This window comes from Micromonospora sp. DT4 (assembly GCF_049841675.1).
Lineage (GTDB): Bacteria > Actinomycetota > Actinomycetes > Mycobacteriales > Micromonosporaceae > Micromonospora.
In genome coordinates, this window is the sequence record NZ_JBNCKT010000004.1 from 15951 (window position 1) to 40813 (window position 24863).

Annotated in this window: 24 protein-coding genes and 1 pseudogene; 14 read left to right on the forward strand and 11 right to left on the reverse strand. The window is 72.6% G+C overall.

Annotation, left to right across the window (positions count from 1 at the left end; all coding sequences use genetic code 11):
* Positions 1–190 precede the first annotated feature (190 nt).
* The 3 genes from ACLQ24_RS02640 to ACLQ24_RS02650 all read right to left on the reverse strand — a co-directional run bounded on the left by ACLQ24_RS02640 (position 191) and on the right by ACLQ24_RS02650 (position 3163).
* Positions 191–1891 (reverse strand): DNA polymerase Y family protein, encoded by a 1701-nt coding sequence (locus tag ACLQ24_RS02640; RefSeq protein ID WP_425888800.1) that lies wholly within the window; start codon positions 1889–1891, stop codon positions 191–193.
* Entirely contained in the window at positions 1888–2613 is a 726-nt protein-coding gene (locus ACLQ24_RS02645; RefSeq protein WP_425888801.1) for a hypothetical protein, read from the reverse strand. Before ACLQ24_RS02645 ends, ACLQ24_RS02640 begins: the two co-directional genes overlap by 4 nt.
* A gap of 100 nt (positions 2614–2713) precedes the next feature.
* Positions 2714–3163, reverse strand: coding sequence for an SAV_6107 family HEPN domain-containing protein (locus ACLQ24_RS02650; protein ID WP_234589090.1), 450 nt, complete (start codon positions 3161–3163; stop codon positions 2714–2716).
* 454 nt (positions 3164–3617) lie between these two features.
* Here ACLQ24_RS02650 and ACLQ24_RS02655 point away from each other — a divergent pair, with 454 nt between their 5' ends.
* The 6 genes from ACLQ24_RS02655 (at position 3618) to ACLQ24_RS02680 (ending at position 8967) form a co-directional block, all read left to right on the forward strand.
* On the forward strand, positions 3618–4124 hold the full coding sequence (locus ACLQ24_RS02655) for a YbaK/EbsC family protein (RefSeq protein WP_425888802.1): 507 nt from the start codon (positions 3618–3620) through the stop codon (positions 4122–4124).
* A 116-nt stretch (positions 4125–4240) separates the two neighbouring features.
* Complete coding sequence (locus ACLQ24_RS02660) at positions 4241–4960, forward strand: monooxygenase (protein WP_425888888.1); 720 nt, start codon at positions 4241–4243, stop codon at positions 4958–4960.
* Entirely contained in the window at positions 4957–5508 is a 552-nt protein-coding gene (locus tag ACLQ24_RS02665) for a GNAT family N-acetyltransferase (protein ID WP_425888803.1), read from the forward strand. Before ACLQ24_RS02660 ends, ACLQ24_RS02665 begins: the two co-directional genes overlap by 4 nt.
* Complete coding sequence (locus ACLQ24_RS02670; RefSeq protein ID WP_425888804.1) at positions 5505–6344, forward strand: carotenoid biosynthesis protein; 840 nt, start codon at positions 5505–5507, stop codon at positions 6342–6344. Before ACLQ24_RS02665 ends, ACLQ24_RS02670 begins: the two co-directional genes overlap by 4 nt.
* Entirely contained in the window at positions 6341–7468 is a 1128-nt protein-coding gene (locus tag ACLQ24_RS02675; RefSeq protein WP_425888805.1) for a glycosyltransferase, read from the forward strand. The genes ACLQ24_RS02670 and ACLQ24_RS02675 overlap by 4 nt, the downstream gene beginning before the upstream one ends.
* A gap of 11 nt (positions 7469–7479) precedes the next feature.
* Positions 7480–8967 (forward strand): phytoene desaturase family protein, encoded by a 1488-nt coding sequence (locus ACLQ24_RS02680; RefSeq protein WP_425888806.1) that lies wholly within the window; start codon positions 7480–7482, stop codon positions 8965–8967.
* A 108-nt stretch (positions 8968–9075) separates the two neighbouring features.
* On the opposite strand, the gene ACLQ24_RS02685 is transcribed toward ACLQ24_RS02680, so the two are convergent.
* Entirely contained in the window at positions 9076–9762 is a 687-nt protein-coding gene (locus ACLQ24_RS02685; protein ID WP_425888807.1) for a CDP-alcohol phosphatidyltransferase family protein, read from the reverse strand.
* Positions 9763–9810: 48 nt separating this feature from the next.
* On the reverse strand, positions 9811–10728 hold the full coding sequence (metF, locus tag ACLQ24_RS02690) for a methylenetetrahydrofolate reductase [NAD(P)H] (protein ID WP_425888808.1): 918 nt from the start codon (positions 10726–10728) through the stop codon (positions 9811–9813).
* Between the two features lie 801 nt (positions 10729–11529).
* Between metF and ACLQ24_RS02695 the strand changes: the two genes are divergently transcribed.
* On the forward strand, positions 11530–12306 hold the full coding sequence (locus tag ACLQ24_RS02695; RefSeq protein ID WP_425888809.1) for a GntR family transcriptional regulator: 777 nt from the start codon (positions 11530–11532) through the stop codon (positions 12304–12306).
* Positions 12307–12321: 15 nt separating this feature from the next.
* Here the strand turns inward: ACLQ24_RS02695 and ACLQ24_RS02700 are convergent, their stop codons facing one another.
* Complete coding sequence (locus ACLQ24_RS02700; RefSeq protein ID WP_425888810.1) at positions 12322–12708, reverse strand: hypothetical protein; 387 nt, start codon at positions 12706–12708, stop codon at positions 12322–12324.
* Between the two features lie 120 nt (positions 12709–12828).
* Here ACLQ24_RS02700 and ACLQ24_RS02705 point away from each other — a divergent pair.
* The 4 genes and pseudogenes from ACLQ24_RS02705 to ACLQ24_RS02720 all read left to right on the forward strand — a co-directional run.
* Positions 12829–13226 (forward strand): annotated as a pseudogene (locus ACLQ24_RS02705) (Scr1 family TA system antitoxin-like transcriptional regulator); the annotation flags it as partial.
* Positions 13225–13461: a DUF397 domain-containing protein gene (locus ACLQ24_RS02710; RefSeq protein WP_425888811.1), complete on the forward strand. Its 237-nt coding sequence runs from the start codon at positions 13225–13227 to the stop codon at positions 13459–13461. The pseudogene ACLQ24_RS02705 and the gene ACLQ24_RS02710, both read left to right, overlap by 2 nt.
* Positions 13462–13586: 125 nt before the next feature.
* Positions 13587–13976, forward strand: coding sequence for a helix-turn-helix domain-containing protein (locus ACLQ24_RS02715; protein ID WP_425888812.1), 390 nt, complete (start codon positions 13587–13589; stop codon positions 13974–13976).
* 9 nt (positions 13977–13985) lie between these two features.
* Positions 13986–15068, forward strand: a complete 1083-nt coding sequence (locus ACLQ24_RS02720) for a polyprenyl synthetase family protein (RefSeq protein ID WP_425888813.1) — start codon at positions 13986–13988, stop codon at positions 15066–15068.
* A 168-nt stretch (positions 15069–15236) separates the two neighbouring features.
* On the opposite strand, the gene ACLQ24_RS02725 is transcribed toward ACLQ24_RS02720, so the two are convergent.
* A complete protein-coding gene (locus ACLQ24_RS02725) occupies positions 15237–15611 on the reverse strand; it encodes an Rv2175c family DNA-binding protein (protein ID WP_425888814.1) in 375 nt (124 codons plus the stop codon).
* A 201-nt stretch (positions 15612–15812) separates the two neighbouring features.
* Here ACLQ24_RS02725 and pknB point away from each other — a divergent pair, with 201 nt between their 5' ends.
* A complete protein-coding gene (pknB, locus tag ACLQ24_RS02730) occupies positions 15813–17801 on the forward strand; it encodes a Stk1 family PASTA domain-containing Ser/Thr kinase (protein WP_425888815.1) in 1989 nt (662 codons plus the stop codon).
* Positions 17801–18667: a deoxyribonuclease IV gene (locus tag ACLQ24_RS02735; RefSeq protein WP_425888816.1), complete on the forward strand. Its 867-nt coding sequence runs from the start codon at positions 17801–17803 to the stop codon at positions 18665–18667. The genes pknB and ACLQ24_RS02735 overlap by 1 nt, the downstream gene beginning before the upstream one ends.
* An 87-nt stretch (positions 18668–18754) precedes the next feature.
* Here the strand turns inward: ACLQ24_RS02735 and ACLQ24_RS02740 are convergent, their stop codons facing one another.
* The 4 genes from ACLQ24_RS02740 to ACLQ24_RS02755 all read right to left on the reverse strand — a co-directional run bounded on the left by ACLQ24_RS02740 (position 18755) and on the right by ACLQ24_RS02755 (position 23834).
* The gene (locus ACLQ24_RS02740) at positions 18755–19783 is read right to left on the reverse strand and encodes a threonine aldolase family protein (protein WP_425888817.1); all 1029 of its coding nucleotides are present in this window, start codon (positions 19781–19783) and stop codon (positions 18755–18757) included.
* Positions 19784–19900: 117 nt separating this feature from the next.
* Positions 19901–21307: a class II 3-deoxy-7-phosphoheptulonate synthase gene (locus ACLQ24_RS02745; protein WP_355236549.1), complete on the reverse strand. Its 1407-nt coding sequence runs from the start codon at positions 21305–21307 to the stop codon at positions 19901–19903.
* 87 nt (positions 21308–21394) lie between these two features.
* Positions 21395–21967 (reverse strand): hypothetical protein, encoded by a 573-nt coding sequence (locus tag ACLQ24_RS02750; RefSeq protein ID WP_425888818.1) that lies wholly within the window; start codon positions 21965–21967, stop codon positions 21395–21397.
* A 184-nt stretch (positions 21968–22151) separates the two neighbouring features.
* Positions 22152–23834 (reverse strand): glycosyl hydrolase family 18 protein, encoded by a 1683-nt coding sequence (locus ACLQ24_RS02755; protein WP_425888819.1) that lies wholly within the window; start codon positions 23832–23834, stop codon positions 22152–22154.
* A gap of 167 nt (positions 23835–24001) precedes the next feature.
* Here ACLQ24_RS02755 and ACLQ24_RS02760 point away from each other — a divergent pair, with 167 nt between their 5' ends.
* Positions 24002–24490: a glutathione peroxidase gene (locus tag ACLQ24_RS02760; RefSeq protein ID WP_425888820.1), complete on the forward strand. Its 489-nt coding sequence runs from the start codon at positions 24002–24004 to the stop codon at positions 24488–24490.
* Positions 24491–24863 lie beyond the last annotated feature (373 nt).

A 24863-nucleotide genomic window follows, 5' to 3' on the forward strand; every position in this document is an offset into this window, starting at 1 on the left:
GGTGGACGGCCGCGCCGACGACGAGCGCGATGGCCACCGCCCCGCCCGCGGCGAGGGGTGCGATGAGCGTGATGACTCACAGGCATATTTATGCCCCTGAGTCATCACGCTCATCAGGACATCCGCCCCTCGGCCGACGCCGGACCCGCCGACGCCGGACCCGCCGACGCCGGTCGGGGGCCGACCTGACTCAGTCATAGATCGCCTCCACCAGCCACTGCCCGGACTCCACGGCGAGCAGCAGAGCGGCACCGTCGGCGAGACTGACCTGGAACCGGGCTCGGCGGCGGGCCTCGGCCGGCGCCCACCAGCGCTCGTCCACCGGCCACGGCCCGGCCCAACCCACGATCTCCGCCGGCCGGCCGGTGCCGACCACCAGCCGCGCCGGAGCGGCGCTCACCGCCAACCGCGCGCTGATCACCACCAGCTCGCCGTCGGCGTCGTGCACGGTCGCGGCGAGTGGGCTGGGCAGCACCACGGCCGGCGCGGGCGGCGGCAGCCGACCCGGCCACGGCGGATTACCCCCACCCCGGCTGGTCGCCAGACCACCACCACCGCCGGCACCACCACCGCCACCACCACCGGCACCACCACCACCACCACCGCCGCCGCCGCCGCCGCCGCCGGCACCATCGCCCGCGCCGGCAACTGCCGGTGGGCCGGGGCGGGCCGGGAGCCGCTCGTCGCCCCACGGCACCAGTCGCACCTGGTCGACCGGGGAACGTCCACCACCGAGTACCGCCGTGACCACCGCTTCCGGACCGAGGATGCCCTGTACCCGGTTCAATGCCCGGTGCGCCCGCTCCCGTTCCTCGCCGGTCTCCCCCCAGAGACCGGTCTGCAGGCCACCCTGGGCGATCACCCCGTCCGGGATCAGCCGCAGTCGGATGATGCCGGCCGTCGGGCGGGTCGGTCGGGCGCCGGCGCGGCCGTTGCTGCCGGAGAGCCAGCCGTCGAGTTGCCAGCGCACCCGATCGGCGATGGCGGCGGCGGTGAGCAGACCGTCGTGCCGCCACACCCGGTGCAGTTCCTGCCCGTGCTCGGTGACCGCCTCGATGCCGAGCCGGGTGCAGGCCAGCCCGTGCTCGGCGAGCCGGTCGTGCAACTGCTCGGCCAGGGCGCGGGCGGCGAACGCGGCCGCGTCGACCCGGTCGATCGGCTCGTCGTACCCGGAGGTCACCGTCAGGTCGGTTGGCGGCTGCCGGACGGCGAGCGGGCGGTGATCCCGGCCGGCGGCCAGCCGATGGGCCAGCGCACCGTCGAACCCGAATCGGGCCAGCACGTCGCCGGCCGGTAGCGCGGCGAACTCACCGAGGGTCCGCACCCCCAGGCGGCGCAGCAGGTCAGCCAGCGCGGACCGACCGAGCGCCTCGACCGGCATCCCGGCCAGGAACGCCGGTGTCCCATTCGGCGGCACCACCTGCCCGGCGCGGGCGGCCAGCCCGGCGGCGAACACCCCGTCGGCGATGCCCACCTGGCTCTCCACCAGGCACGACTGGGCGACGTGCTCGATGAGCCGTTCGGCGGCCGCCTCCTCGCCGCCGAGGTAACGACTCGGGCCGCGGGCGGCAACCGCACAGGCCCCGGGACGGACCACCTCGACGCCGGCGACCAGTTCCTCCAGCGCGGCGACCACCGGCTCGAACGCCCGGGCGTCCCGGGCGGGGTCGTACTCCACGACGGTGAGCTGCGGGCAACGGCCCTGCGCCTCCCGCTTGCGCAGCCCTCGGCGTACGCCGTCGGCACGGGCCCGCTCGGAGCAGGCGACCACCCGGTTGGCGTGCAGCACGGCGACCGGACCGGTGGCCGGCACCCCGTCGACGATCTCGGCGGCGAGCACCGGCCAGTCCGGGCACCACAGCAGCAGGGTCCGGGTCGGCGAGCCGGTCACACCGACCCGACCAGGGCGAGCGGCACGGACGGTCGGCCCACGCCCGACCGCACCGTCCGGGGGATGACGCGGGTGAGCTCGGCGCCGGGAAGCCAGACCTTGATCTCCTTGGGACGAGCGGCTGCTCCACGCCCGCGCGCCGACACGGTGACCTCTCGGCGACGCAGCCGCCCCCGGCCCTGGCCGAGCCCTTCCCAGACCCCGCGGACCACCTGCAACGTCACGTCCGCGCCGTCCCAGCGGCCGTACGGAACGAGCACGCTGCCGCGCTGCCGGGCCCGGGCGGCGAGCCGGTTGGCGACCGAGGCGGAGACCGCGGCCGGTACGGCGGTGACCACGACATCCACCCCGTCGATCAGCGCGGCGACCACGGTGGCCCACTCGGAACCCGGATCCGGCACCAGGGCCAGCCGGTCCAGGGAGATGCCCAGCTCGGCTGCCGCGCCCGCGCCGAACGTCGGCACTCCGACCACGGCACACCACGAACCGGACCGGGACGCCTCGGCCAGCAGGGCGAGCACCAGCGAGGTGCCCCCACTACGTCGGGGCTGACCGGTGGCGACCGCGATCGTGCTGCCCCGGCGTAGGCCCCGGTTGGGCAACAGGCCGGTCAGCTCGGGCGCCACCGGCAACACGCGGTGACCGCCGACCGGATCGGGTGCGCTCGCCGGGCGTACCAGATCGGCCAGCGCGGCGGAACCGACCACCATCCGGCCCGCCATTGGACCAACCCCCCGTCGTTGCTGTGGAACAGATCAGGACCGACGCACCGTGACGCCAGCCGCCCGGCTTCCCTTCCAGGCGGCCGACGTCACGGCTGTCTCACGCCGCGAGGCCGTCCAGGGCCGGTTGGTGCGCCACGCCGAGCGCGGTCTCCACCACCGTGACGAACTGTTCGGCGGCGCGGAGCAGATCGTCGGCCTCCCGGGCGCTGACCACCCGGGGGATGCCGGCTTCGGCGGCGGCTCGCTTGCTGGCCCCGGCGGCGAAGAACCGGGCCCACTCGTCGAGCTCGGGGGCGACGGCGCAGAGCAGGACCCAGACGCTGGTGATCCGGTTGCGCCGGCTCGGGGCGGGTCGGGCCCGGGCGGCGAGCAGGGCGGCCGCCGCACGCAGCGCCGCCAGGTGGGCGGCCGCGTAGCGCAGGCCGTCAGGTCGGGTCTGGCCGGCCTCGACCAACCCACGACGGGCCAGGGTGAGGAGTTGGGCAGGGGTGCGGTGCGGCAGCACGTGCGCCGGCACCGTCGGTGCCTGAGCCGGGTTGGTCGGCATGGACTGTCTCCTCCACATGGCCGGGGCGTAAGCCGGGGCGGTGGTGCCGCCGACGAGACGCCGAGGTCGGGTGGTGCGGAGGAAGACGCACCGGGGGTGGCCGGCCGGGTGTGGATGCTTCCCCACACCACACCCGGCCGGCGTACCGGCGGGTTCGTCGCTCGCCGCCCGGGGGTCGTGGGCGGCGAGCGACGCTCCTGCCTGATGGGACCGGGCTCGCGACTGCCCAGAAACCCAGGTGCGGCCCGCGGAGCCGCACCGCCCGGAGCTGGTGCCGCGAAACACCGCGCTCCGGCTGGTTGGAACGAGCGTACGAGGCAATCGAACACTCGTTCTAACTGCTGCTGACAGTACACCTCCCCTCCGAGGAAAATGCAACGTGTGACGCGCCGAGGCTCGCCGGTCCGTGTGCGCCGGGGTGAACCGGCACACACGGACCGGGAAGAATGACGGAATGCAGCCACACCCGAACGTACGGGCGGTGCAGGACGCGCTCCACGGCGCCGGCGCGCTCGACAACGCCGGCGCGCTCGACAACGCCGGCCAGTTCAGCACGGTCCGCCTCCTGCCCGAGGCGGTGCACACCGCGGCAGCCGCCGCCGAGGCGCTCGGCGTCGAGGTGGGCCAGATCGCCAACTCGCTGATCTTCGACGCGGACGACGCGCCGCTGCTCGTGCTCACCTCCGGCGCGCACCGGGTGGACACCGCCGGCCTGGCCGCGTCCATCGGCGTCACCCGGCTGCGCCGGGCCACCCCGGAGTTCGTCCGCGAGCACACCGGCCAGCCGATCGGCGGGGTCGCCCCGCTCGGGCACCCGCGGGCGCTGCGCACCCTGGTGGACACGGCGCTGGCGGCGTACCCGCAGATCTGGGCCGCGGGCGGCGTGCCGCAGGCGGTCTTCCCGACCACCTACGCCGAACTGCTGCGCGTCACCGCCGGCACCCCGACCGAGATGGCGTGAGCGAGCGAACCGAGCGGCACAGCAGCGATGCGCTTGCGCCGCGAAGCGGTGGCGGGAGCGATGCGCTTGCGCCGCGAAGCGGTGGCGGGAGCGAGCACAGCAACGCCGTACCGGAGCTGGTCACCCTGCACGTGTGGCGGATCGCCCGGAGCGCGCTGCCTCGGGCGCTGACCCGGATGGCGGTGGACCCGCGCCGGCTGCGCGCCCTGCCCGGCGTACGGTTCGGCAAGCTGCTGGGCACCGGGACCGGTACCGGCTTCGGGCCGGGTGACGCCGACCTGACCCGGTGGGCGGCGCTGACCGTCTGGGACTCCCCCGCCGCGGCGGCCGGCTTCGACGACTCGCCGGTCGGGCGTGCCTGGGCACGGATCGCCCAGGCCCAGACCCGGGTCGACCTGCGCCCGCTGAGCAGCCGGGGCGAGTGGTCCGGTCAGCGGCCGTTCGGTGAACCGCCGGGCGGTCGGGTGACCGGGCCGGTGCTGGCGTTGACACGGGCCCGGTTACGGGCCCGCCGGGCGGCCACCTTCTGGCGGGCGATCCCGCCGGTGGCCGCCGCCCTGCGCGACGCGCCCGGGTTGCTGGCCCGGTTCGGCGTCGGTGAGGCCCCGCTGGGATGGCAGGGAACGGTCAGTGTGTGGCGCGACCCGACGGACCTGGTGGCGTTCGCGTACCGTCACCCGGAGCATCGGGCGGCGATCATGCGAACCCCCACCGCGGGCTGGTACGCCGAGGAGCTGTTCGCCCGGTTCGAGGTACGCGACGTGGTCGGCGACCGGACGGTCCTCGGTTGGGTCGCCGACGCCGACCAGGCGACAGTGAAGGGTGGACGGGCATGAGGTTGGTGCGCTGGACGCCGGACGATCTCGTCCGGCGGCTGGACGACGTGGTGGCCGTCTACGGCGAGGCGATGGGATACCGCACCGACCTGCTGGAGGCCCGGCGCGGCTACATCGCCACCCACGTCCGCCGGCCCGGTTTCCGGGCCGTGGCCAGCCTGACCAGCGAGGGTCACCTCGCCGGCTTCGGGTACGGCTATCTGGGCGGCCCCGGCCAGTGGTGGCACGACCAGGTGCACCGGGCGCTGGACGGTCCGACCCGCAAGCGCTGGCTCCCCCACTCCTTCGAGGTGGTCGAGCTGCACGTCCGCCCGCCGGCGCAGGGGCACGGCCTGGGCGCCGGCCAGTTGCGGGCGCTGCTCACGATGGCCGAGGGCGACACCACGCTGCTGTCCACGCCGGAGGCCGAGGAGCAGACCTCGCGGGCCTGGCGACTGTACCGGCGCTTCGGTTTCGTCGACGTGCTGCGCGACTTCCACTTCCCCGGTGACGAGCGGCCCTTCGGCGTACTCGGTCGAGATCTGCCGCTCGAGCCTCCGGCGTCATGACCCGGCGGATCTCCTGGACGCTGCTCGGCGTCCTGGTGCTCGCCCAGATCTGCTACCCGCTGACCACCGGCGCGACCCGGGCCGGGCTGACCGTGGCCACCGTCGTGCTCGGCTGGCTGCTCTCGGTCGGCCACGCGCTGCTCAGCCGGGGCCCTCGGGTGGCGGCGGCGCTGGTCGCAGTGGCCACCGGCGGTGGGTTCGCGATCGAGGCGATCGGGGTGGCCACCGGTGTGCCGTTCGGCAGCTACGACTACTCGGGCGAACTGGGCCCCAAGCTGGCCGGCGTACCGTTGATCATCCCGCTGGCCTGGACCTGGATGGCCTGGCCGGCCTGGCTGGCCGCGGTCCGCCTGACCGGCGGCGGCAGCGTCTCGACCGCCGGGCGGTGGGTGGGCAGGATCGCGTTGGCCGCGGTGGGGCTGGCCGCCTGGGACCTCTTCCTCGACCCGCAGATGGTCGCCGAGGGTTACTGGGTCTGGCGCGACGCCACCCGCGCGCTGCCCGGCCTGACGGGCATCCCGGTCAGCAACTACCTGGGTTGGCTGCTCTTCGCGGTGCTGCTGATGAGCGCGCTGCGCCCGCTGGCCGGCCCGGCTGTCGAGCGCACCGACCGACGGGACCACCCGATGGTCGCGCTCTACCTGTGGACGTACTTCTCCAGCATCCTGGCCCACGCCGTCTTCCTGGACCTGCCCGCCTCGGCGCTCTGGGGCGCCGCCGGCATGGCGGTCACCGCCGTGCCGCTGACGGTGCCCCTGCTGCGCGCCCACCGGGCCGGCGAGATCCAGCAGGGGGCCCACCAGCCGGACCGTACCGGCGTCGACGCGACCCGATGACCGTCCTGTACGCCCTGCTGGTCGCCGTCGCCGCGTTGACCGCGCACACCTGGGTCAACGCCGCCCGCTGGCTGCGCCGGCCCAGCGACCGGCCGGGCGAGGTCGGCGAGCCGCTGGCCGTGCTGCTGCCGCTGCGCGACGAGGCGACCCGGGTCACGCCCTGCCTGCGTGCCCTGCTCGCCCAGCGGGGCGTGCCCGGGCTGCGCATCGTGGTCCTGGACGACGGGTCCACCGACGGCACCGCCGACGTGGTCCGCGCGGTGGCCGGCGACGATCCCCGGGTCACCCTGCTCACCGGGGTGGCCCCGCCGCCGGGCTGGCTGGGCAAGCCGCACGCCTGCTGGCAGTTGGCCACCCGGGCCGACCCGCAGGCCACCGCGCTGGTCTTCGTCGACGCCGACGTGGTGCTCGCCCCGCACGCCGTGGCGGCGGCCGTCACCGAGCTGCGCGCCGCCCGCGCGACGCTGCTGTCGCCGTACCCCCGGATCGTGGTGGCGACGGCGGCCGACCGGCTGGTCCAGCCGCTGTTGCAGTGGCTCTGGCTGACCTTCCTGCCGCTGCGCGCGATGGAGCGCTCGCGGCGACCGTCGCTGGCCGCGGCGGGCGGGCAGTTCCTGGTGGTGGACCGGGCCGGCTACACCGCCACCGGCGGGCACGCCGCGGTCGCCGACAAGATCCTGGAGGACGTCGAGCTGGCCCGGGCGGTCAAGCGGGCCGGTGGGCGGATCGCCCTGGCCGACGGCTCCCGGCTGGCCACCTGTCGGATGTACGACGACTGGCCGCAACTGCGCGACGGGTACTCGAAGTCGCTGTGGGCGTCGTTCGGGCACCCGAGCGCGGCGGCAGCCGTGGTGACGGCGCTGCTGCTGCTCTACACCGCCCCCCCGCTGGTCGCGCTGGTCGGCCTCGTGGCCGGCGTGCCACAGGTGGCCGCTGTCGGGCTGGCCGGCTATCTGCTCGGGGTGGCCGGACGGGTGCTCACCGCCCGCGCGACCGGGGGTCGGTGGTGGCCCGACGCGCTCGCACACCCCGTGTCGGTCGTGGTCCTCGGTTGGTTGACCCTGCGGTCGTACCATCTGCGGAAGCGACGCCGCCTGACCTGGCGGGGCCGCCCGGTCAGCTAGGGAGGCACGGCATGGCGCGGATCGTGGTCGTCGGCGCCGGGGTGGGTGGCCTCGCCACCGCCGCCCGGCTGGCCGCCACCGGGCACCAGGTGACCGTCTTCGAAGCTGCCGGCACGGTCGGCGGCAAGCTCGGCCGGTATGCGCACGACACCCCCGCCGGGACGTTCCAGTTCGACACCGGGCCGAGCCTGCTCACCCTCCCCGAGGTGTTCCACGACCTGTTCGAGGCGACCGGGGCGAAGCTCGACGAGTACCTGGATCTGGTTCCGCTGGACCCGATCGTCCGACACGTCTTCTCCGACGGCGGCCCGGCCCTGGACTCGTGCGCCGACCCGGTGGAGTTCGCCGCGCGGATCGGGGCCGCCTTCGGTGACCGGGCGGCGGCCGACTGGCAACGGTTGTGGCGCCGGGCCGCACGGGTGTGGGAGGTCTCCTCGCGGGACATCCTGCGCCGTACCGTCGACTCCCCCCGCGACCTCGCGTCGCTGGCCTGGCGGATCGGCGACCTGGCCGCCATCGCCCCGGGTCGCACCCTGCGCGGCCTGGGCCGCAGCCACCTGACCGACCCGCGGCTGCGGATGCTGCTGGACCGGTACGCCACCTACACCGGCGCCGACCCGCGCCGCGCGCCGGCGGCGCTGGTCGCGGTCCCCTACGCCGAGCTGGCCTTCGGCGGCTGGTACCTGCGCGGCGGGCTGGGCACCCTCGCCGACGCGCTGCTGACCCGCTGCCTGGACCTCGGCGTGGTCGTGCAGACCGGCGCCACGGTCACCCGGATCGACGCGACCGGCGGCCGGGTGCACGGGGTACGCCTCGCGGGCGTCGCCGCGCCGGTGCCCGCCGACGTGGTGGTGGCCAACGTGGACGCCCTCACCGTCTACCGCGACCTGCTGCCGCACCCCCGCCGGCTGGCCGCGCTGACCGACCGCAGCCTCGCCGGTTTCGTGCTGCTGCTCGGCGTCTCCGGCAGCACCGGGCTGGCCCACCACAACGTGTTCTTCCCGCGCGACTACGACGCGGAGTTCGACGCCGTCTTCGGCGACCCCGGCCGGGGCGTACGGGCCCGGCCGGCGACCGACCCGACGGTGTTCGTCACCGTGGCCGACGACCCGATGGTCCGCCCGGCCGGACACGAGGCGTGGTTCGTGCTGGTCAACGCCGCCCGACAGGGCACCGCTGGTGGCGCGGTCGACTGGCGACGCCCCGGGCTGGCCGACGCGTACGCCGACCGGATCCTGGACGTCCTGGCCGAGCGCGGCGTCGACGTGCGGGACCGGCTGCTGTTCCGCGAGGTGCGCACCCCGGCCGACCTGGACGTGGCGACCGGTGCGCCGGGCGGGGCGATCTACGGCACTGCCGGTGGCCTGCTCCGCCCGGCCAACCGGGGGCCGGCGCACGGGCTGTGGCTGGTGGGCGGCTCCAGCCACCCCGGTGGCGGCCTGCCGATGGTGACCCTCTCCGCGCAGATCGTCGCCGACGAGATCGGTCCCGCCTGGTAGTCCGGCCTGGTCGCTCGGACGGCCCGGACGGCCCGGTCGCCCGGACGGCCCGGTCGCCCGGACGGCCCGGTCGTTCAGCCGCAGGCGTCGCTCAGCCGGCCCGGTCGCTCAGCCGGCGTCGAGGAGCGCGCGGCGGACGGTGGACAGCAGTTGCCCCAGCCCGAAGCCGGCGAGCAGCACCCACACGGCGGTCGCCATGGTGATGGTGCCGGCGGCCAGGTCCGGCTCGATCAGACCGGCCAGCCCGGCGACCACCAGACCCGCCAGCGCGACCGAGACCCGGGTGGGACGTTCGCCGACGGTCACCGCGCCGATCTCGCGCATCCCGGCGGACACCGCGCGGGCCCGGACGTACTCGTGTAGCCAGGACAACGCACCAGCCGCGACGACCAACGCGCCCGGCCCGCCGACCAGCCAGAACGCCAGCAGCCACGCCACCTCGCCGAGCCGGTCCGCCAGCGAGTCGTAGACGTAGCCGAGCCGGGTGGTACGGCCGGTGGCGACCGCCACGGCGCCGTCCACGCTGTCGGCCACGGCGGCGAGCAGCACGAACAGCGCGCCGAGGAACGGTCCGTCGCCCGGCCGGGTCGCCAGCAGCGGTACGCAGAAGCAGAGCAGCACCCCGACCGCGGTGACCGGGGTGGGGCCGACCCGCAGCCGGCCCAGCACGTACCCGACGTGGTAGGCGAACCGCAGCCAGGCGCGTACCACCGGCGCGGCGACCCGCGGGTCGAACCCGCCGTGCAGCCGCGCCCACGCCGTGGCGTACTGGTCCCAGTTCAGCTGTGTGCCCACCTGAGGATCAACCGTCGTGCCGCGCACCAGGTGTCGCCGACTCCGCGTTCACATCCGCGCGCCGGCCCTGAGGTTCTGCCAGACCTCCCGGGTCGCGGTGGACCGGTTGAGGGTGATGAAGTGGATTCCCGGTACGCCCTCGTCCAGCAGCCTGCGGCACATCTCGCTGGCCTGCTCGATGCCGAGCCGGCGCACCGCCTCCGGGTCGTCGGCCACCCGCTCGAAGCGCGCCGCCAGCGCCGGCGGGAAGGGCGCCCCGGAGAGCTGCACGGACCGCTCGATGGTGCCGATCTGGGTCACCGGCATCACCCCGGCCAGGATCGGGGTGGCGCAGCCGGCGGCGGCCACCCGGTCGCGCAGGCGCAGGTAGTCGTCCGCCTCGAAGAACATCTGGGTGATCGCGAACTCGGCGCCGGCCCGGCACTTACGGACGAACTGCGCGGTGTCGCTGGCCACGTTCGGTGAACGGGGATGCTTGTACGGGAAGGCCGCCACACCGACGCTGAAGTCACCGGAGTCACGGACCAGCCGGACCAGGTCCTCGGCGTAGTCGACGCCCTCGGGGTGCCGGACCCACTCGCCACCCGGATTGCCCGGTGGGTCGCCGCGTACGGCCAGAACGTTGCGCACCCCCACCCCGGCGAGCCGCCCGATGACGTGCCGCAACTCGGCCACGGAGTGGTTGACGGCGGTCAGGTGGGCCATCGGCAGCAGGGTGGTGTCGGTGGCGATCCGCTCGGTCACCGCCACGGTGGTGTCCCTGGTCGAACCGCCCGCGCCATAGGTGATCGACACGAACGACGGACGCAGCGACTCCAGCTCGCGGATCGCCTGCCAGAGCAGCCGCTCCCCCGCCTCGGTCTTGGGCGGGAAGAACTCGAACGAGAACGTCGGCTGACGGTCACGGATGAGCGCCCCGATCGCCGGCTGCGGATTGGGGAGTACCGAGGGAAGACCGAGCGCCACGACCCGACTCTAGCGGGCGGCGCAACCGGGACCCAGGAGCTTCCCACCGCCGTACGCGAGTCGGTCGATCCCGCCCCTGCGGCGCAGCCAGGCCGTCTACGGCGAACTCCACGAACTCAGGTCGGATAAACAGCGAACGTCTGGCGATGGCATCACCTCTGCTGTCGAGCTGGTAACAGTCGATCCAGCACCAACCGTCGTAGGTAACCCAGTCAAGCCTTCTGATGACCCGAACGGTTATCGGGCTCATGAACTGAACGCTGACCTTCCGACCAAGCCGCAGGACGTCACCGGACTTCACGGCTGCTTCCTTGCCCGCCAGAGCTTCAGGGTGAGTCCAGCGGCTCTGAGCTTTGGACAGCCATCCTGCCGGCAGCCTGGGCACGTCTTGCGGATGTGTAGATCCACTATGAAACCGGCCATGATCACGGGAAACGGTGGCTCCGGCCTGATCTCCTCAAGCATGGCGGTCGTCTCGCTGGCTGTGCCGCTTCGCGGCTGGCCGTGCGCTGGTGGGATCTTCCTGCTTCCGTAGCGGCGTAGGAGGGTCGCACGTCACAGGCTGATAGGCCGAGCGTTCGACGACGTCGATCGACTCGTCAGGACGTTGGAACCATTTCCATCGACGCATGAGCTGCCTCCCGAGACTCCTTGGGTGGCCGACACGCAGTGCCTACCCCAAGATCACTCAGCGTGCCGGCCACACTGCAACCGTAAGCCTGTCTAGGCAGCCTGTTCAGAGAGGCAATGTCGTGTCATGGCGAACAAGCGGTCGGGAAGATCCGGAGTACGGTGACGGGCGTGCCTACCCCGCACCCACAGCCGCGGCGCTACCGGCAGGTTGCTGACGAGCTACGCCACCGCATCGAGGCCGGCGTGATCGCCCCCGGCTCCTTGCTGCCCAGTGAATCGACCTTGATGGCCGAGTTCGCAGTCGCGCGCGGGACCGTTCGTGAAGCGTTGGCGCTACTGCGGGCCGAGGGCTTGGTGATGACAGAGGTTGGACGAGGCACCTACGCCCGTCCGATCATGCCCGTGCGTCGACTCGCCTCCGAGAGGTACCGCAAGGAGCTGGAGCAGGTTCGCAGCGGCGAGCTCGGAACGTCCTTCACTGCTGATCAGCAGGTTGAGTGGTCTGCCTACAGCCTCGACAGGAGCTTCGTCGAGGTGCCGGCTACCGAGCCCATGGCCGAGCTGTTCGGGGTGGAGCAGGGGACGATGCTGTTGGAGCGCCATTTCCTGTTCCGCACTCACGGCGTGCCGCAACAGATGTCCGTCTCGTCGCTGCTGCTCGACATGGTCGCCGGCACCCCGGTAGCCGACCCGAAGAACGAGCCCTGGCCGGGTGGCAACACCTCACAGCTATACAGCCTCGGGCATACCGTCACTGGCATCCACGAGCGACCGCGATGGAGGATGCCGACGCCGGATGAGATTGAGTCTCTACAGATCCCTGGCGGCGTTCACGTCGTGGTGATCACTCGACAGACGTATGTCGGTGAGCGCGTGGTCGAGGTGGCGCACATCGTCAGGCGTGCCGACCTGGTGGATCTGGACTACTGGATCGATCTCACCTGAACCGACCCAGCTGCGTCATCGTCGTTGTGGACGCTTGATCCTTCCGTCGCCTACCGCCGCCGTGACGACCTGCAAGCCTGCCGACTGGACAAAGATCCGCCGCCTCTCCACGGCATCGCCTTTCTTGTCTAGCTGATATCCATCGACCCAAACCCAGCCGTCATAGGTAATCCAGTCCGTCACCACCCCGATCACCCTGAACGTCATTGGCTTTGTGAACTGAATGCTCGCTTCCTTGGTGAGAAGCAGAATGTCTCCGGGGTTGAGCCTCATCGGCTTTCTGGCCTGCTGGTTGCGACGCTTCGCAGCCTGGCGTTTCGTCGCCGCGCCCGGTCCGGGCCATTGATCAGGACGGTAGGCACCTGCCTGACTCGGGAAGCTGGTCGTCTCAACGACGTCCATGGGTTCGCCTGGTCTCTGAAACCACTTCCAACGGCGCATGATCTACCTCCCGAGGCAACCCTCAACGGCTTCTAGCAGGCACGATCCAGCAGCATTGAAGTGATGTGCAACACTCCACGTGAGACCCCGGAGTACGCCGCTCACGTCGTCCGCACCCGCCCGAAGGTCACTGACGATGAGGCCGCGAAGTTGGTTGAGTTACGCATCGAGCGTCAGCGGTTGCTGACCAGGAGGCACCTGTCGCGCCCACGCTAGATGTGATCATCGAGGAAGCACTACTACACAAGAACGCGCCCGGCATGTCAGGACAGATAGCCAAGCTTGTCCAAGCCGGCGATGCGCCCAACGTGTCCATCAGACTGCTTCCGCTCAACGGCACGATCACGCAAGTAGTGGTGTCCGGCGGGTTCGTCATCCTTGACTTCCCGACGAATGGGGCAAGATCTGCCGAGCCGACGACGGTCTACAACGAAGGTCTTTCGGGCGCGCTCTACCTTGACCGGCTCGAGAGGCACCGTGGCTGATCTGACTGGCGCTACCTGGCGCAGGAGCACCCGGAGCGGGGCGCAGGGCAACTGTGTGGAGGTTGCCGACAACATCTCTGGTGTCGTCGGCGTGCGAGACAGCAAGGACGTCACTGGTCCGGCCCTGGCCTTCACTCCGGACACGTGGCGAGCTTTCGTTGCAGTTGTCAGGAACATGTTGGCCTCCTCGCTGGGTTCCGGCGGGGAAGTCGTCGTACCCCCGGGGTAGGAATGGGGAACGCGGGAGGGGCGGCGGGGGCGGCCCGGCTCCGGCGTGGGGGTCACGCAACCGAGGTGCGCCCGGCCCGTCGCGCGGGCGGGGTGTCACCGCGTCGACGCCCGCCGGGAGGACCCGTGACCTCGTCTCCACCGCCGCACCGCACCCAACTCGGGCCGCTGCTGGTCCGGCATCGGCTGGCCCGGGGGTGGAGCCAGCGCCGAGCCGCCGCCGAATTGTGCGCCGCGGCGGGCGTCGCGACGCTGAGCCGCCACGAGGTGTCCCGGTGGGAACGGCAGCGACGCGTACCCGGCAGTTTCTGGCTCGGCTGGCTCGCCGTCGTGCTGGACGCACCGGCGGCGGTGCTCACCGAGGCGGCCGTGCGCGCCCGGCGGACCGGCCCGCCCGCGGCGGCCGGGTCGGGCCGACACGGCGGGGGCGGTGCACGGCCGGGCGGGCGGACAGGCCCGGGCCGTGCCGGCAAGACTACGCGTGGCGGTGGGGCGCGGGCCGTGGCGACCCGCTAGCGTCGTGGCGTGACCCACGCTGCTCCTGTGTCCCCCGTCGACCGCGCCGGCCTGCGGCAGCGGGTCGACGAGGCGCTCACCGAGTTCCTGGCCGGCCAGCGGGCCCGGTTGACCCGAGTCGACCAGGCCCTCGTCCCGGTGGCGGAGGCGATCGAGGCGTTCGTGCTCGGTGGCGGCAAGCGCCTCCGCCCGGCCTTCGCGTACTGGGGATTCCGGGGTGCCGGCGGGGTGGACGGCGACGAGGTTCTCACCGCCCTCGCGGCACTGGAGTTCGTGCAGGCGAGCGCTCTGATCCACGACGACCTGATGGACCGTTCCGACACCCGGCGCGGCGAGCCGGCGGTGCACCGGCGGTTCGCCACCCGGCACCGGGCGGCCGGCTGGGGCGGCGACCCGGACGGGTTCGGCGACGCCGCCGCGATCCTGCTCGGGGATCTGTGCCTGGTGTGGTCCGACGAGCTGCTGCACTCCGCCGGCCTGGACCTGCGGGCGGTGGCCCGGGCCCGGCCGGTCTTCGACGAGATGCGCACCGAGGTCACCGTCGGGCAGTACCTCGACGTGCTGACCCAGGTCACCGGGGACACCTCGGTGGAACGGGCCAGCAAGGTGGCCCGGTACAAGTCGGCGAAGTACACCGTCGAGCGCCCGCTGCTGCTCGGGGCCGCGCTGGCCGACGCGGGCGAGGACGTCCGGACGACCTACTCGGCGTACGGGTTGCCGCTGGGCGAGGCGTTCCAGCTCCGCGACGACGTGCTGGGGGTCTTCGGCGACCCGGCGCAGACCGGCAAGCCGGCCGGGGACGACCTGCGCGAGGGCAAGCGCACCTATCTGGTGGCGGCGGCCGTGGAGGCCACCGACGACGCGGGCCGGGAGTTGCTGCTCGGTCAGCTCGGCAACCCGGACCTGGACGAGCAGGGCGTGGCCCGCCTGCGTGAGCTGATCCACGCGAGCGGGGCTCTCGCCCGCACCGAACAGCGCATCGTGACGCTCACCGACAGCGCCCTGGCCGCCCTGGCCGCCGTCGACCTGGACACCGAGGCCCGCCAGGCCCTGATGGACCTGGCCATAGCCGCAACCCGCCGAGCCGACTGACCCCCGCACCGCCCTGCGCGCCGCCCTGCGCGCCGCCCTGCGCGCCGCCCTGCGCGCCGCCCTGCGCGCCGCCCTGCGGTTGATCATGAGGTTAGCGGCGTTCGCCTCGGCGTGTCGCGCCGCTAACCTCATGATCGACGCGGGGAAGGGCGGAGGGCTAGAAATGGGCTAGAAACCCAGGGCCTGGGCGCGGCGTTTGACCTCGCGGGCCTGGTCGCCGGAGAGGGCGGCTGCGGGCGTGTTGCCGGGGAGCGTGTCGTCCCGCTGGTAGAGCCAGCGCAGCGCCGCCTCGTCGTCGTAGCCGTTGTCGGCGAGCAGGTTGAGCACGCCGGGCAGGTGCTTGAGAACGGTCTCGTTGGCCACCAGATCCGCGGGTATCCGGCGGATGCCGTCGCGGCGGACCGCCAGCAGCTCCCGGTCGCGGATCATCTGGTGCACCTTGCTGATCGACACGTCGAGCCGCTCGGCGACGTCGGGCAGGGCGAGCCAGCCGGCCGGGTCGGTGGGGCCGGCGAGCTCGGGGTCGGGTACGGATTCGGTCACCCGATCACCCTGCCACGCCGCCGTCGTCGCGGACCACCGGCACCCCACACCACCGGTCCGCGTCCGCGGGTGGGCACCCCCGGTGAGCAGCGGCTCAGGGCCGCCGCCGGGGTGGCGGTCACGGCGGGACGCACCGGGTACGTCCCCGGGCTGTAGCATCCTGTTCAACTCCCACCCCCTGGACACATAGACTCCCTGCCGATGGACACACAGGTCGCCGACACGTTGCTGGGCTCGCTGATCGACGGGCGCTACCGCATTCGCGGTCGCGTGGCGCGTGGCGGCATGGCGACCGTGTACACCGCCACCGACGAACGCCTCGAGCGCACCGTCGCGGTCAAGATCATTCACCCGACCCAGGCGCCCGAGGCGCGGGCCCGGGCCGCCAACTTCGTGGCCCGGTTCACCGACGAGGCGAAGACCATCGCCCGGCTGACCCACCCGAACGTGGTCGCGGTCTACGACCAGGGCACCCACGCCAACCTGCCGTACCTGGTGATGGAGTACGTCCGCGGCCGTACGCTGCGCGACGTGCTGGCCGAACGACGCCGGCTCAACCCGGACGAGGCGCTGGCCATCGCCGAGCAGATGCTCGCCGCGATCGCCGCCGCGCACCGGGCCGGCCTCGTGCACCGCGACGTCAAACCCGAGAACGTCCTGGTCGCCGAGGCGCCCACCGGCGGCGTCGCCAACCTGGTGGACAGCGTCGTCAAGGTGGCCGACTTCGGGCTCGCCCGCGCGGTCGAGGCCAGCGCCGACGACGAGCAGGGCAACCAACTGATGGCCACCGTGGCGTACGTCGCCCCGGAGCTGGTCACCGAGGGTCGGGCCGATCCGCGTACCGACGTCTACTCCGCGGGCATCGTGCTGTTCGAGATGCTCACCGGTCGGGTGCCGTACGACGGGGACCGTCCGGTGGACGTCGCCTGGCAGCACGTCGACCGGGACGTGCCGGCGCCCTCGACGCTGGTGCCCGGCCTGCCGCCGACCCTCGACGCTCTGGTGCAGCGCGCCACGCGACGTGACCCCTCCGCCCGGCCCGCCGACGCCGGCGCGCTGCTGGCCGAGGTCCAGGTCGCCCGGGACCAGTTGGGCAACGTCAACAGCAGCAACACCGCCGTACTGCGCCGGGTGACCGACGAGCCGCCGGTCTCCCAGCCGACCATGATGGTCGCCGCGATCCGCCCGGCGGAACGGCCCACCTGGGCGCGACTGCCCGAGGGCGGCAGCCAGAGCCCGGGCCGCAGGCGGGCCGCAACGGAGCCCGCCGAGGGCCTGGGTGCGCGGTTCGCCGAGCTGCGCGACACGGTGCTGAGCAACTCGCGGGGTCGCCTGGCTGTCGCGGTCGTGGTCGTGGCGCTGGGGCTGGTGGCCGCGCTGGGCGGCTGGTGGTTCGGCGCCGGCCGCTACACCTCCGCCCCTCAACTGGTCAGCCTGAGCAAGGCCGAGGCGCAGGCCCAGGCCGACCGCGCCGGCCTGACCCTGGCGTACGGGGAGCCCCGTTTCGACGAGAAGGCGCCGAAGGACAGCGTGCTGGGGCAGAGCCCGTCGTCGTCCAGCAAGATCGTCAAGGGCGGCACGATCACCCTGACCCTCTCGCTGGGCCCGGAGCGCTTCCCGGTGCCGGACGTGACCGGCAAGGAGTACGAGCTGGCCGAGGCGGATCTGGTCAACGCCCAACTGGTGGTCGCCAAGGGCGCCACCCGCTATGACGACACCCTGCCGGCCGGCGTCGTCCTGGACAGCTCCCCGAAGGTGGGCGCCGAGGTCAAGCCGGGCACGAAGATCACGCTCATCCTGAGCCGTGGCCGGGCGCCGGTGACGGTGCCGAACCTGGTGGGCAAGAGCCTGACTGAGGCGCGCACCAAACTGGGCCAGCTCGGCCTGGTGCCGGTGGAGAGTTTCAAGGACTCCGACAAGCCCAAGGACGAGATCCTCGGGCAGAGCCCGGCCGACGGCGCGGGCGTGGAGAAGGGCGCCGAGGTCAAGCTGGAGATCAGCAAGGGCCCGCCGCTGGTCGTGGTGCCCCGGGTGGTCGACCTGCCCTGCCAGCAGGCCAAGCAGGTGCTGGAGAGCCAGGGTTTCCCGGTGACGATCGCCGTCAACCCGAACGCGGTGGCGCGCATCCAGGCCCCCGGCGAGAATTCGCAGGTGCCTCCGGGCACCCCGGTCGTCATCACGTGCTTCTGATGGCGGCGATCTCCGCGCGGCCGGTGGGCGCGCACACCTCGACCTCAGGCGGACTGGCCAGGGCGGCCCTGCCGTACGCCGACGCGACCGGCGCCGCAGCCGTGCAGGTCTACGTCTCCAACTCGCGGGGCTGGGCGCTGCCACCGGGTGACCCGGCGCAGGACGCGCTGTTCCGCGAGGGCTGCGCCGAGCGGGGCATCCCGGCGTTCATCCACGCCTCGTTGCTGGTCAACCTGGGCTCACCCACCCCGGCCACCGTCGAGAGGTCGGCGCTGACGCTGGCGCACGCGCTGCGCCGGGGTGCGGCGATCGGAGCGCAGGCGGTGGTGTTCCACGCCGGCAGCTCGGTCGACGAGGGGTACGCCGAGGAGGCGATGCGGCAGGTCCGCCGGGAGCTGCTGCCGCTGCTCGACTGGGCCGCCGAGGCCGGCGGGCCGATGCTGCTGGTCGAGCCGAGCGCTGGTGGCGGCCGTTCCCTCGCCTCCCGGGTGGAGCACCTCGGGCCCTACCTCGACGCGGTGGACCGGCATCCGATGCTCGGAGTCTGCTTCGACACCTGCCACGCCTGGGCGGCCGGGCATGATCTGGCCGCCGAGGGCGGCATGACCGCGACCCTCGACACGCTGGTGGCGACCGTGGGGCCGGACCGGTTGCGGCTGGTGCACGCCAACGATTCCAAGGATCTGTGCGGTTCCACCCGGGACCGGCACGAGAACATCGGCAAGGGCACCATCGGCGAACCGGCCTTCGCGGAGCTGATGGCCCACCCGGCCACCGCAGGCGTCCCAGTGGTCGTGGAGACCCCCAGCGAGAAGCAACTGGGCCACAAGGCCGACATCGAAACCCTGACCCGCCTCAACCCCTGAAGCCGCCCGCCCGCAGCGGTGATCAAGAGCTTTGCGGCAAAATCCGGTCTTTGGATGACGCAAAGCTCTTGATCGACAGGGAGTGGGTCAGGCGGCGAGGACCCTGGTCAGGACGGTCGCGGCGCGGGCCACCGCGTCGTCGTCGAGGCCCAGGTGGGTGACCAGGCGGGCGGCCCGGGGGCCGAGCACCGAGATCAGTACGCCCTCCTGGCGCGCGGCGGCGGCCAGGGCGCGGGCGTCCAGCGCGTGCTTGGTCAGGTCCAGCGGAACGAGGTTGGTGCGGACCGTGGTGGCGAGCACCCCGAACGGCGCGACCGTCTCGGCGAGCCGGGCCGCGCGCGCGTGGTCCTCGGCCAGGCGGTCGACGTGGTGCGCGAGCGCGTACCGGCCGGCGGCGGCGAGAATACCGGCCTGGCGCATGCCGCCACCCATCCGCTTGCGGATCATCCGGGCCCGTTCGATCTTCTCCGCGCTGCCCACCACGAGCGAGCCGACCGGCGCGCCGAGCCCCTTGGAGAGGCAGACGGACAGCGTGTCGAACAGCCGACCGTACTCGGTCAGCGGCACGCCGTCGGCGACGTGCGCGTGCCAGATCCGGGCACCGTCGCAGTGCAGCGCCACCCCCGCGGCGTCGGCGACACCGCGCAGCTCCCGCAGGGTGGCCAGCGGGATCACGCCGCCACCGCCCCGGTTGTGGGTCTGCTCGACGGCGATCGCGCGGGTGGGCACGGCGAAGTAGCCGTCCGGACGGATCATCCGGGCGACCACCTCCGGGTCGATGTCCGCGCCGACGGCCGACCAGGTCCGCGAGGAGATCCCGCCGTACGCGGCAGCGGCGCCAATCTCGTACGTGACGACGTGCGCGTCCGCGTCGCACAGCAGCTCGTCGCCGGGCGGCACCAGCAGTTGCAGGGCGATCTGGTTGGCCATCGACCCGCTCGGGGCGAAGAGCGCCGCCTCGTGCCCGAACAGCGCGGCGACCTCCGCCTCCAACGCGTTGACGGTGGGGTCCTCGCCGTAGACGTCGTCGCCGACCTCGGCGGCGGCCATCGCTTCGCGCATCCCGGCGGTCGGCCGGGTCACCGTGTCGGAACGCAGGTCAACAAGATCAGCCACAGTCACCCTTTCGGCAGCCGGTCGCGGGTCTCGCACACCTGGCCACGGTCATTCTCGTCCGACAGGGGCCTCAGCCTCGGAACTGACCTTTCGGCGGCCGACAGGGGGCCGCACGCGTCAGCCACGGAGCATCTCCGCGACGAGGAAGGCCAGCTCCAGCGACTGCTGGGTGTTCAGCCGAGGATCGCAGGCGGTCTCGTACCGGTCAGGCAGGTCGAGGTCCTCGATGCCCTGGGCGCCGCCGAGGCACTCGGTGACGTCCTCACCGGTCAACTCGACGTGGATGCCGCCGGGGTGGGTGTCCAGGCCACGGTGCACCTCGAAGTAGCCGAGCACCTCGTCGACGATGCGGTCGAAGTGCCGGGTCTTGTAGCCGTTGGACGACTCGTGGGTGTTGCCGTGCATCGGGTCGCACTGCCAGACCACCTTGGCGCCGGAGGCGGTCACCTTGGCCACGATCGGCGGCAGGGCGTCGCGGACCCGGTGGTTGCCCATCCGGCTGATCAGGGTGAGGCGGCCGGGGATGTTGTCCGGGTTGAGCTTCTCGCACAGCTCGATCGCCTCGTCCGGGGAGGTCGTCGGGCCGAGCTTGACGCCGATCGGGTTGGCGATCCGGGAGATGAAGTCGATGTGCGCGCCGGTGATCTGCCGGGTGCGCTCGCCGACCCAGAGGAAGTGCCCGGACAGCCCGTACGCCCGACGGTCGGAGACCCGGGTGAGCGCCCTGTCGTACTCCAGGGCCAGGGCCTCGTGGGAGCAGTAGAGGGTGACGGTCCGTAGCGCCTCGTCGTCGGTCATCCCGCAGGCCCGGATGAAGGCCAACGCCCGGTCGATCTCCCGGGCGATCGCCTCGTAACGCTCCCCCGCCGGGGAGGTCCGCACGAAGCCCTTGTTCCAGTCGTGCACCGCGTGCAGGTCGGCGAGCCCACCGGCGAGGTACGCCCGCAGCATGTTCATCGCGGCGGCCGAGTTGGCGTATGCCCGGATCATGCGCTGCGGATCGGCGACGCGGGCGGCGGGATCGGCCTCCAGCGAGTTGATCATGTCGCCGCGGTACGCGGGCAGGCCACGCGCGTCGGTGGGCAGCGAACGGGGCTTGGTGTACTGGCCGGCCACCCGGGCGACCTTGACGACCGGCAGCGACGCGCCGTAGGTGAGCACGATCGCCATCTGCAACAGGGTGCGGGCATTGGCCAGCAGATGGCTCTCGGTGTTGTCGGCGAACGTCTCGGCGCAGTCACCGCCCTGGAGCAGGAACGCCTTGCCCTCGCAGACCAGCGCCAGCTTCTGCCGGAGCTGGTCCACCTCGTAGGGCGCGACGACCGACGGCACGGTGTCGAGCACCTTGCAGACCTCGGCGACGGCGGCCGGGTCGGACCACGGTGGGACCTGCTCGCGGGGCAGTTCCCGCCAGCGGTCCAGACCGAGGGCAGCGTCCTCGGCGGAGTCGACGGTCGGACGGCTGGTCTGCAGGCCCGGGCTGCCCACCGCGGGATGGCTCAGCTGATGCCACTCATGGCGCATGAGAGAAAGCGTACGGCGACCGCGCGTGTGACCGGGCGGCGAGGGTGACGGTTCCGGCAAGTGGGAGATCGATCCCACCGATGCCGGTCAGGACGCGGGTGAGGGGGCGAGCCCTTTCGGCGAGGGGCTGACGGCCTGATTGTCGCCCGGCGACTCACCGGCGATGCACCAGTCGCCGCCGTCGCCCGTGACGGTGAACAGCAGCGGACGGATGATCTTGCTCCGGCCGGCGGTGACCGAGACCGAGACGCTGACCTCCTGTCCGCGCTGGCCCGACCGGACGTCGGTGATGGTCGCCTGGGGCACCTGGAAGTGGTCGGCGAAGTCGCCGTTCGGGCCGGTGGCGGCGGGGTCGAACCCGTCGTGCAGCAGGGCGCAGAGCTGACTGCGGCCGGCGGCGACGTCCTTGGCGATCATCGCGTCGAGGTACGCCTGCACGCGCTCGCGGGACCGGGCGGCGGCCTCCTCGGCGGGGGACCGCTGGACTGCGACCTCCTCAACGGGGGACCGCTGGACTGCGACCTCCTCGGCGGGGGACCGCTGGGGCTTGGCGATCTGCTCGTCGGCATCGTCGCGGCCGAGCCCGCAGCCGGCCAGGGAGGCCGGGAGCAGCACGAACGCGGCGGCAGCCACCACCAGCCCGCGGTGGATCGGGCGCATGACCACCTCCGTCGACCAGGGAAATCGAGACCTGCCGAACCGCGAGTCTGCCACATCGGGCCCGACCCGCCCAAGGCCTGCGGCCCGGCCGACGCTGGGCGTCGACCGGGCCGCTACGGCACCGGGCAGGGAGGGGCGGTGCGGGCCCCTCCCTGCCGTGTGGGGTGGTGCGTCGGCCTTCGGCTCAGCCGAGACCGCCCTTGATGGCGCCGATGAGCTCACCATTGCTAGTGTCGCCGGAGAGCTCCCAGAAGAAGGCGCCGCCGAGGCCCTGGTTGTTCGCGTACGTCATCTTGCCGTTGATGGTCGACGGGGTGTCGTAGCTCCACCAGTTGCTGCCGCACTTGGCGTACGCGGTGCCGGCGATCGTGCCGGTGGCCGGGCAGGTGTTCTTGAGGACCTTGTAGTCCTCGATGCCCGCCTCGTAGGTGCCCGGCGCCGCGCCGGTGGCGCTGCCACCCGGGGCGGCCTGCGTGACGCCCGTCCAGCCCCGACCGTAGAAGCCGATGCCGAGCAGCAGCTTGTTGGCCGGGACGCCCTTGCTCTTGAGCTTCTGGATCGCCGCGTCGGAGTTGAAGCCCTGCTGCGGGATACCGGTGTACGACGTCAGAGGCGAGTGCGGCGCGGTGGGGCCCTGGGCGTTGAAGGCGCCGAAGTAGTCGTACGTCATCGGCATGAGCCAGTTGAGGTTGCCGATGGCCCCGGCGTAGTCGGTGGCGTCGATCTTGCCGCCGTTGCTGCCGTCAGCGGTGATCGCGGCGGTGACGAGGGCGCTGGACCCGAACTTCGACCGCAGTGCGCCGATCACGTTCTTGAACGCGTTGGGACCGCTGGTGTCGCAGCTCAGACCGCAGGCGTTCGGGTACTCCCAGTCGACGTCGATGCCGTCGAACACGTCCGCCCAGCGCGGGTCCTCGACCAGGTTGTAGCAGCTCTCGGCGAACGCGGCCGCGTTCTGGGCGGCCTGGGTGAAGCCGCCGGACCAGGTCCAGCCACCGAACGACCAGATCACCTTGAGGTGCGGGTTGAGCTTCTTGAGCTTGCGCAGCTGGTTGAAGCTACCGCGCAGCGGCTGGTCCCAGGTGTCGGCGACGCCGTCCACGCTCTCTGCCGCCGTGTACGCCTTGTCGTAGTCGGCGTAGCTGTCGCCGATGGTGCAGCGACCGCCGGTGGTGTTGCCGAAGGCGTACAGGATGTGGGTCAGCTTCGCGGCCGAGCCGCTGGTCTGGATGTTCTTGACGTGGTAGTTGCGCCCGTACACGCCCCACTCGGCGAAGTAGCCGACGACCTTCTTGCCTCCGGTGTTGGGCGGCGGGGTGGTGGTCGGCGGCGCCGTGGTGGGCGGGGCGGTGGTGGGCGGCGCCGTGGTCGGCGGCGCCGTGGTGGGCGGGGCGGTGGTGGGCGGCGCCGTGGTCGGAGGCGCCGTGGTGGGCGGCGCGGTCGTGGTCGGTGGGGTCGTCGGGGTGCCGCCGCCGCACGGCACGCCGTTGACGGTGCAGTTCAGCGGCGCCTTGTACGCGCCGGTGCCGTTGTAGCCCCAACTGAACGAGGCGCCGGGGGCGAGCCCGCCGGCCCAGCTCTTCTTGACCGCGACGTAGTGGTTGCCGCTGCTGGTGACGTCGGCGTCCCACGCGCTGCTGATGGTGGTGCCCGACGGCAGGTCGAACTCGATGCGCCAGGTGGCGACCGTGGCGCTGGTGCCGTTGGTCACGGTCACCTTCGTCTCGTGACCGGTCCCCCAGTCCTGCACCTTGGCGAACGTGGTGGTGACCGTGCCGGCGCCGAACGCGGTCGTCATCGGCACCGCCGCGACGGTCACGGCGACCACGGCGCCGGCCCAGAGGGCCCGGCGGAGCGATCTTTTCATGAGACGCCTCCCGTACTGTTAGGAAACTTTCCAAAATGGATGGTGAGACGGTACTCACACCGTTATCACTCCGTCAAGATGTCCATGTTTCGATTTCCTCTGGTGTGCGGAATACACCCGTCACGCCCCGTCCCGGCGGGGCGAGACCTGGCGCGTAGCCTCGGGCCATGACCGTCTTCGACATCCCGATCGGCGCCCTCAACGGCGGCCCCGCCGACCTCGACCGCCACTGCGGCAAGGCGCTGCTGGTCGTCAACGTCGCCTCCCGCTGCGGCCTCACTCCGCAGTACGCCGGCCTCCAGACCCTCGCCGACACGTACGCCGAGCGCGGCCTCGTGGTGCTGGGCGTGCCGTGCAACCAGTTCGCCGGACAGGAACCCGGTAGCGCCGCCGAGATCAGCGACTTCTGCCAGGTCAACTACGGGGTGACCTTTCCGCTGACCGAGAAGGTCGATGTCAACGGGCCCGACCGGCACCCGCTCTACGCCGCGCTGGTGTCCACGCCGGATGCCGACGGGCACACCGGGGACGTCCGCTGGAACTTCGAGAAGTTCCTGGTGGCGCCGGACGGCACGGTCGCCGCCCGCTTCGCCCCGACGGTCGAGCCCGACTCCGATGACCTGCGCACGGCCATCGACAAGGTCCTCCCCGCCTAACAACCCGACCCGGGTGACCCCCGCCCGGGTGGCCCCGCCGGGGTGACCCCCGCCCGGGTGGCCCCGCCCGGGTGACCCCCGCCCGGGTGAACTCGGCCCGGGCGACCCGGCCGGCGACCCGGCCCGGTGATCAAGAGGTTCGCGTCAGGAATCGGCCGATCGGTGACGCGAACCTCTTGATCACCGGGGAGCCGGAGGCGGTCGGGGTGGGCCGGCGGCGTCGGGGTGGGTCACCGGAGGGTGGCGGGTTCCGGGGAAGCCGGTCGGGCGACGCGCGGGCGCAGTACGTTGTGCAGGACCGGCCCGAAGCGCGGCCCGGCGTTCGCGCGGCGGCGAAGCTCGGGGCCCTCGGCGAGGCAGCGCGCGGCGGCAC

Excerpts from the sequence above, each read along its gene's own strand:
- ACLQ24_RS02645 (WP_425888801.1), bottom strand. The coding sequence starts at position 2,613 with ATGGCGGGCCGGATGGTGGTCGGTTCCGCCGCGCTGGCCGATCTGGTA.
- ACLQ24_RS02650 (WP_234589090.1), bottom strand. The coding sequence starts at position 3,163 with ATGCCGACCAACCCGGCTCAGGCACCGACGGTGCCGGCGCACGTGCTG.
- ACLQ24_RS02655 (WP_425888802.1), top strand. The coding sequence starts at position 3,618 with ATGCAGCCACACCCGAACGTACGGGCGGTGCAGGACGCGCTCCACGGC.
- ACLQ24_RS02665 (WP_425888803.1), top strand. The coding sequence starts at position 4,957 with ATGAGGTTGGTGCGCTGGACGCCGGACGATCTCGTCCGGCGGCTGGAC.
- ACLQ24_RS02670 (WP_425888804.1), top strand. The coding sequence starts at position 5,505 with ATGACCCGGCGGATCTCCTGGACGCTGCTCGGCGTCCTGGTGCTCGCC.
- ACLQ24_RS02675 (WP_425888805.1), top strand. The coding sequence starts at position 6,341 with ATGACCGTCCTGTACGCCCTGCTGGTCGCCGTCGCCGCGTTGACCGCG.
- ACLQ24_RS02680 (WP_425888806.1), top strand. The coding sequence starts at position 7,480 with ATGGCGCGGATCGTGGTCGTCGGCGCCGGGGTGGGTGGCCTCGCCACC.
- ACLQ24_RS02700 (WP_425888810.1), bottom strand. The coding sequence starts at position 12,708 with ATGGACGTCGTTGAGACGACCAGCTTCCCGAGTCAGGCAGGTGCCTAC.
- pknB (WP_425888815.1), top strand. The coding sequence starts at position 15,813 with ATGGACACACAGGTCGCCGACACGTTGCTGGGCTCGCTGATCGACGGG.
- ACLQ24_RS02735 (WP_425888816.1), top strand. The coding sequence starts at position 17,801 with ATGGCGGCGATCTCCGCGCGGCCGGTGGGCGCGCACACCTCGACCTCA.
- ACLQ24_RS02745 (WP_355236549.1), bottom strand. The coding sequence starts at position 21,307 with ATGCGCCATGAGTGGCATCAGCTGAGCCATCCCGCGGTGGGCAGCCCG.
- ACLQ24_RS02750 (WP_425888818.1), bottom strand. The coding sequence starts at position 21,967 with ATGCGCCCGATCCACCGCGGGCTGGTGGTGGCTGCCGCCGCGTTCGTG.
- ACLQ24_RS02755 (WP_425888819.1), bottom strand. The coding sequence starts at position 23,834 with ATGAAAAGATCGCTCCGCCGGGCCCTCTGGGCCGGCGCCGTGGTCGCC.
- ACLQ24_RS02760 (WP_425888820.1), top strand. The coding sequence starts at position 24,002 with ATGACCGTCTTCGACATCCCGATCGGCGCCCTCAACGGCGGCCCCGCC.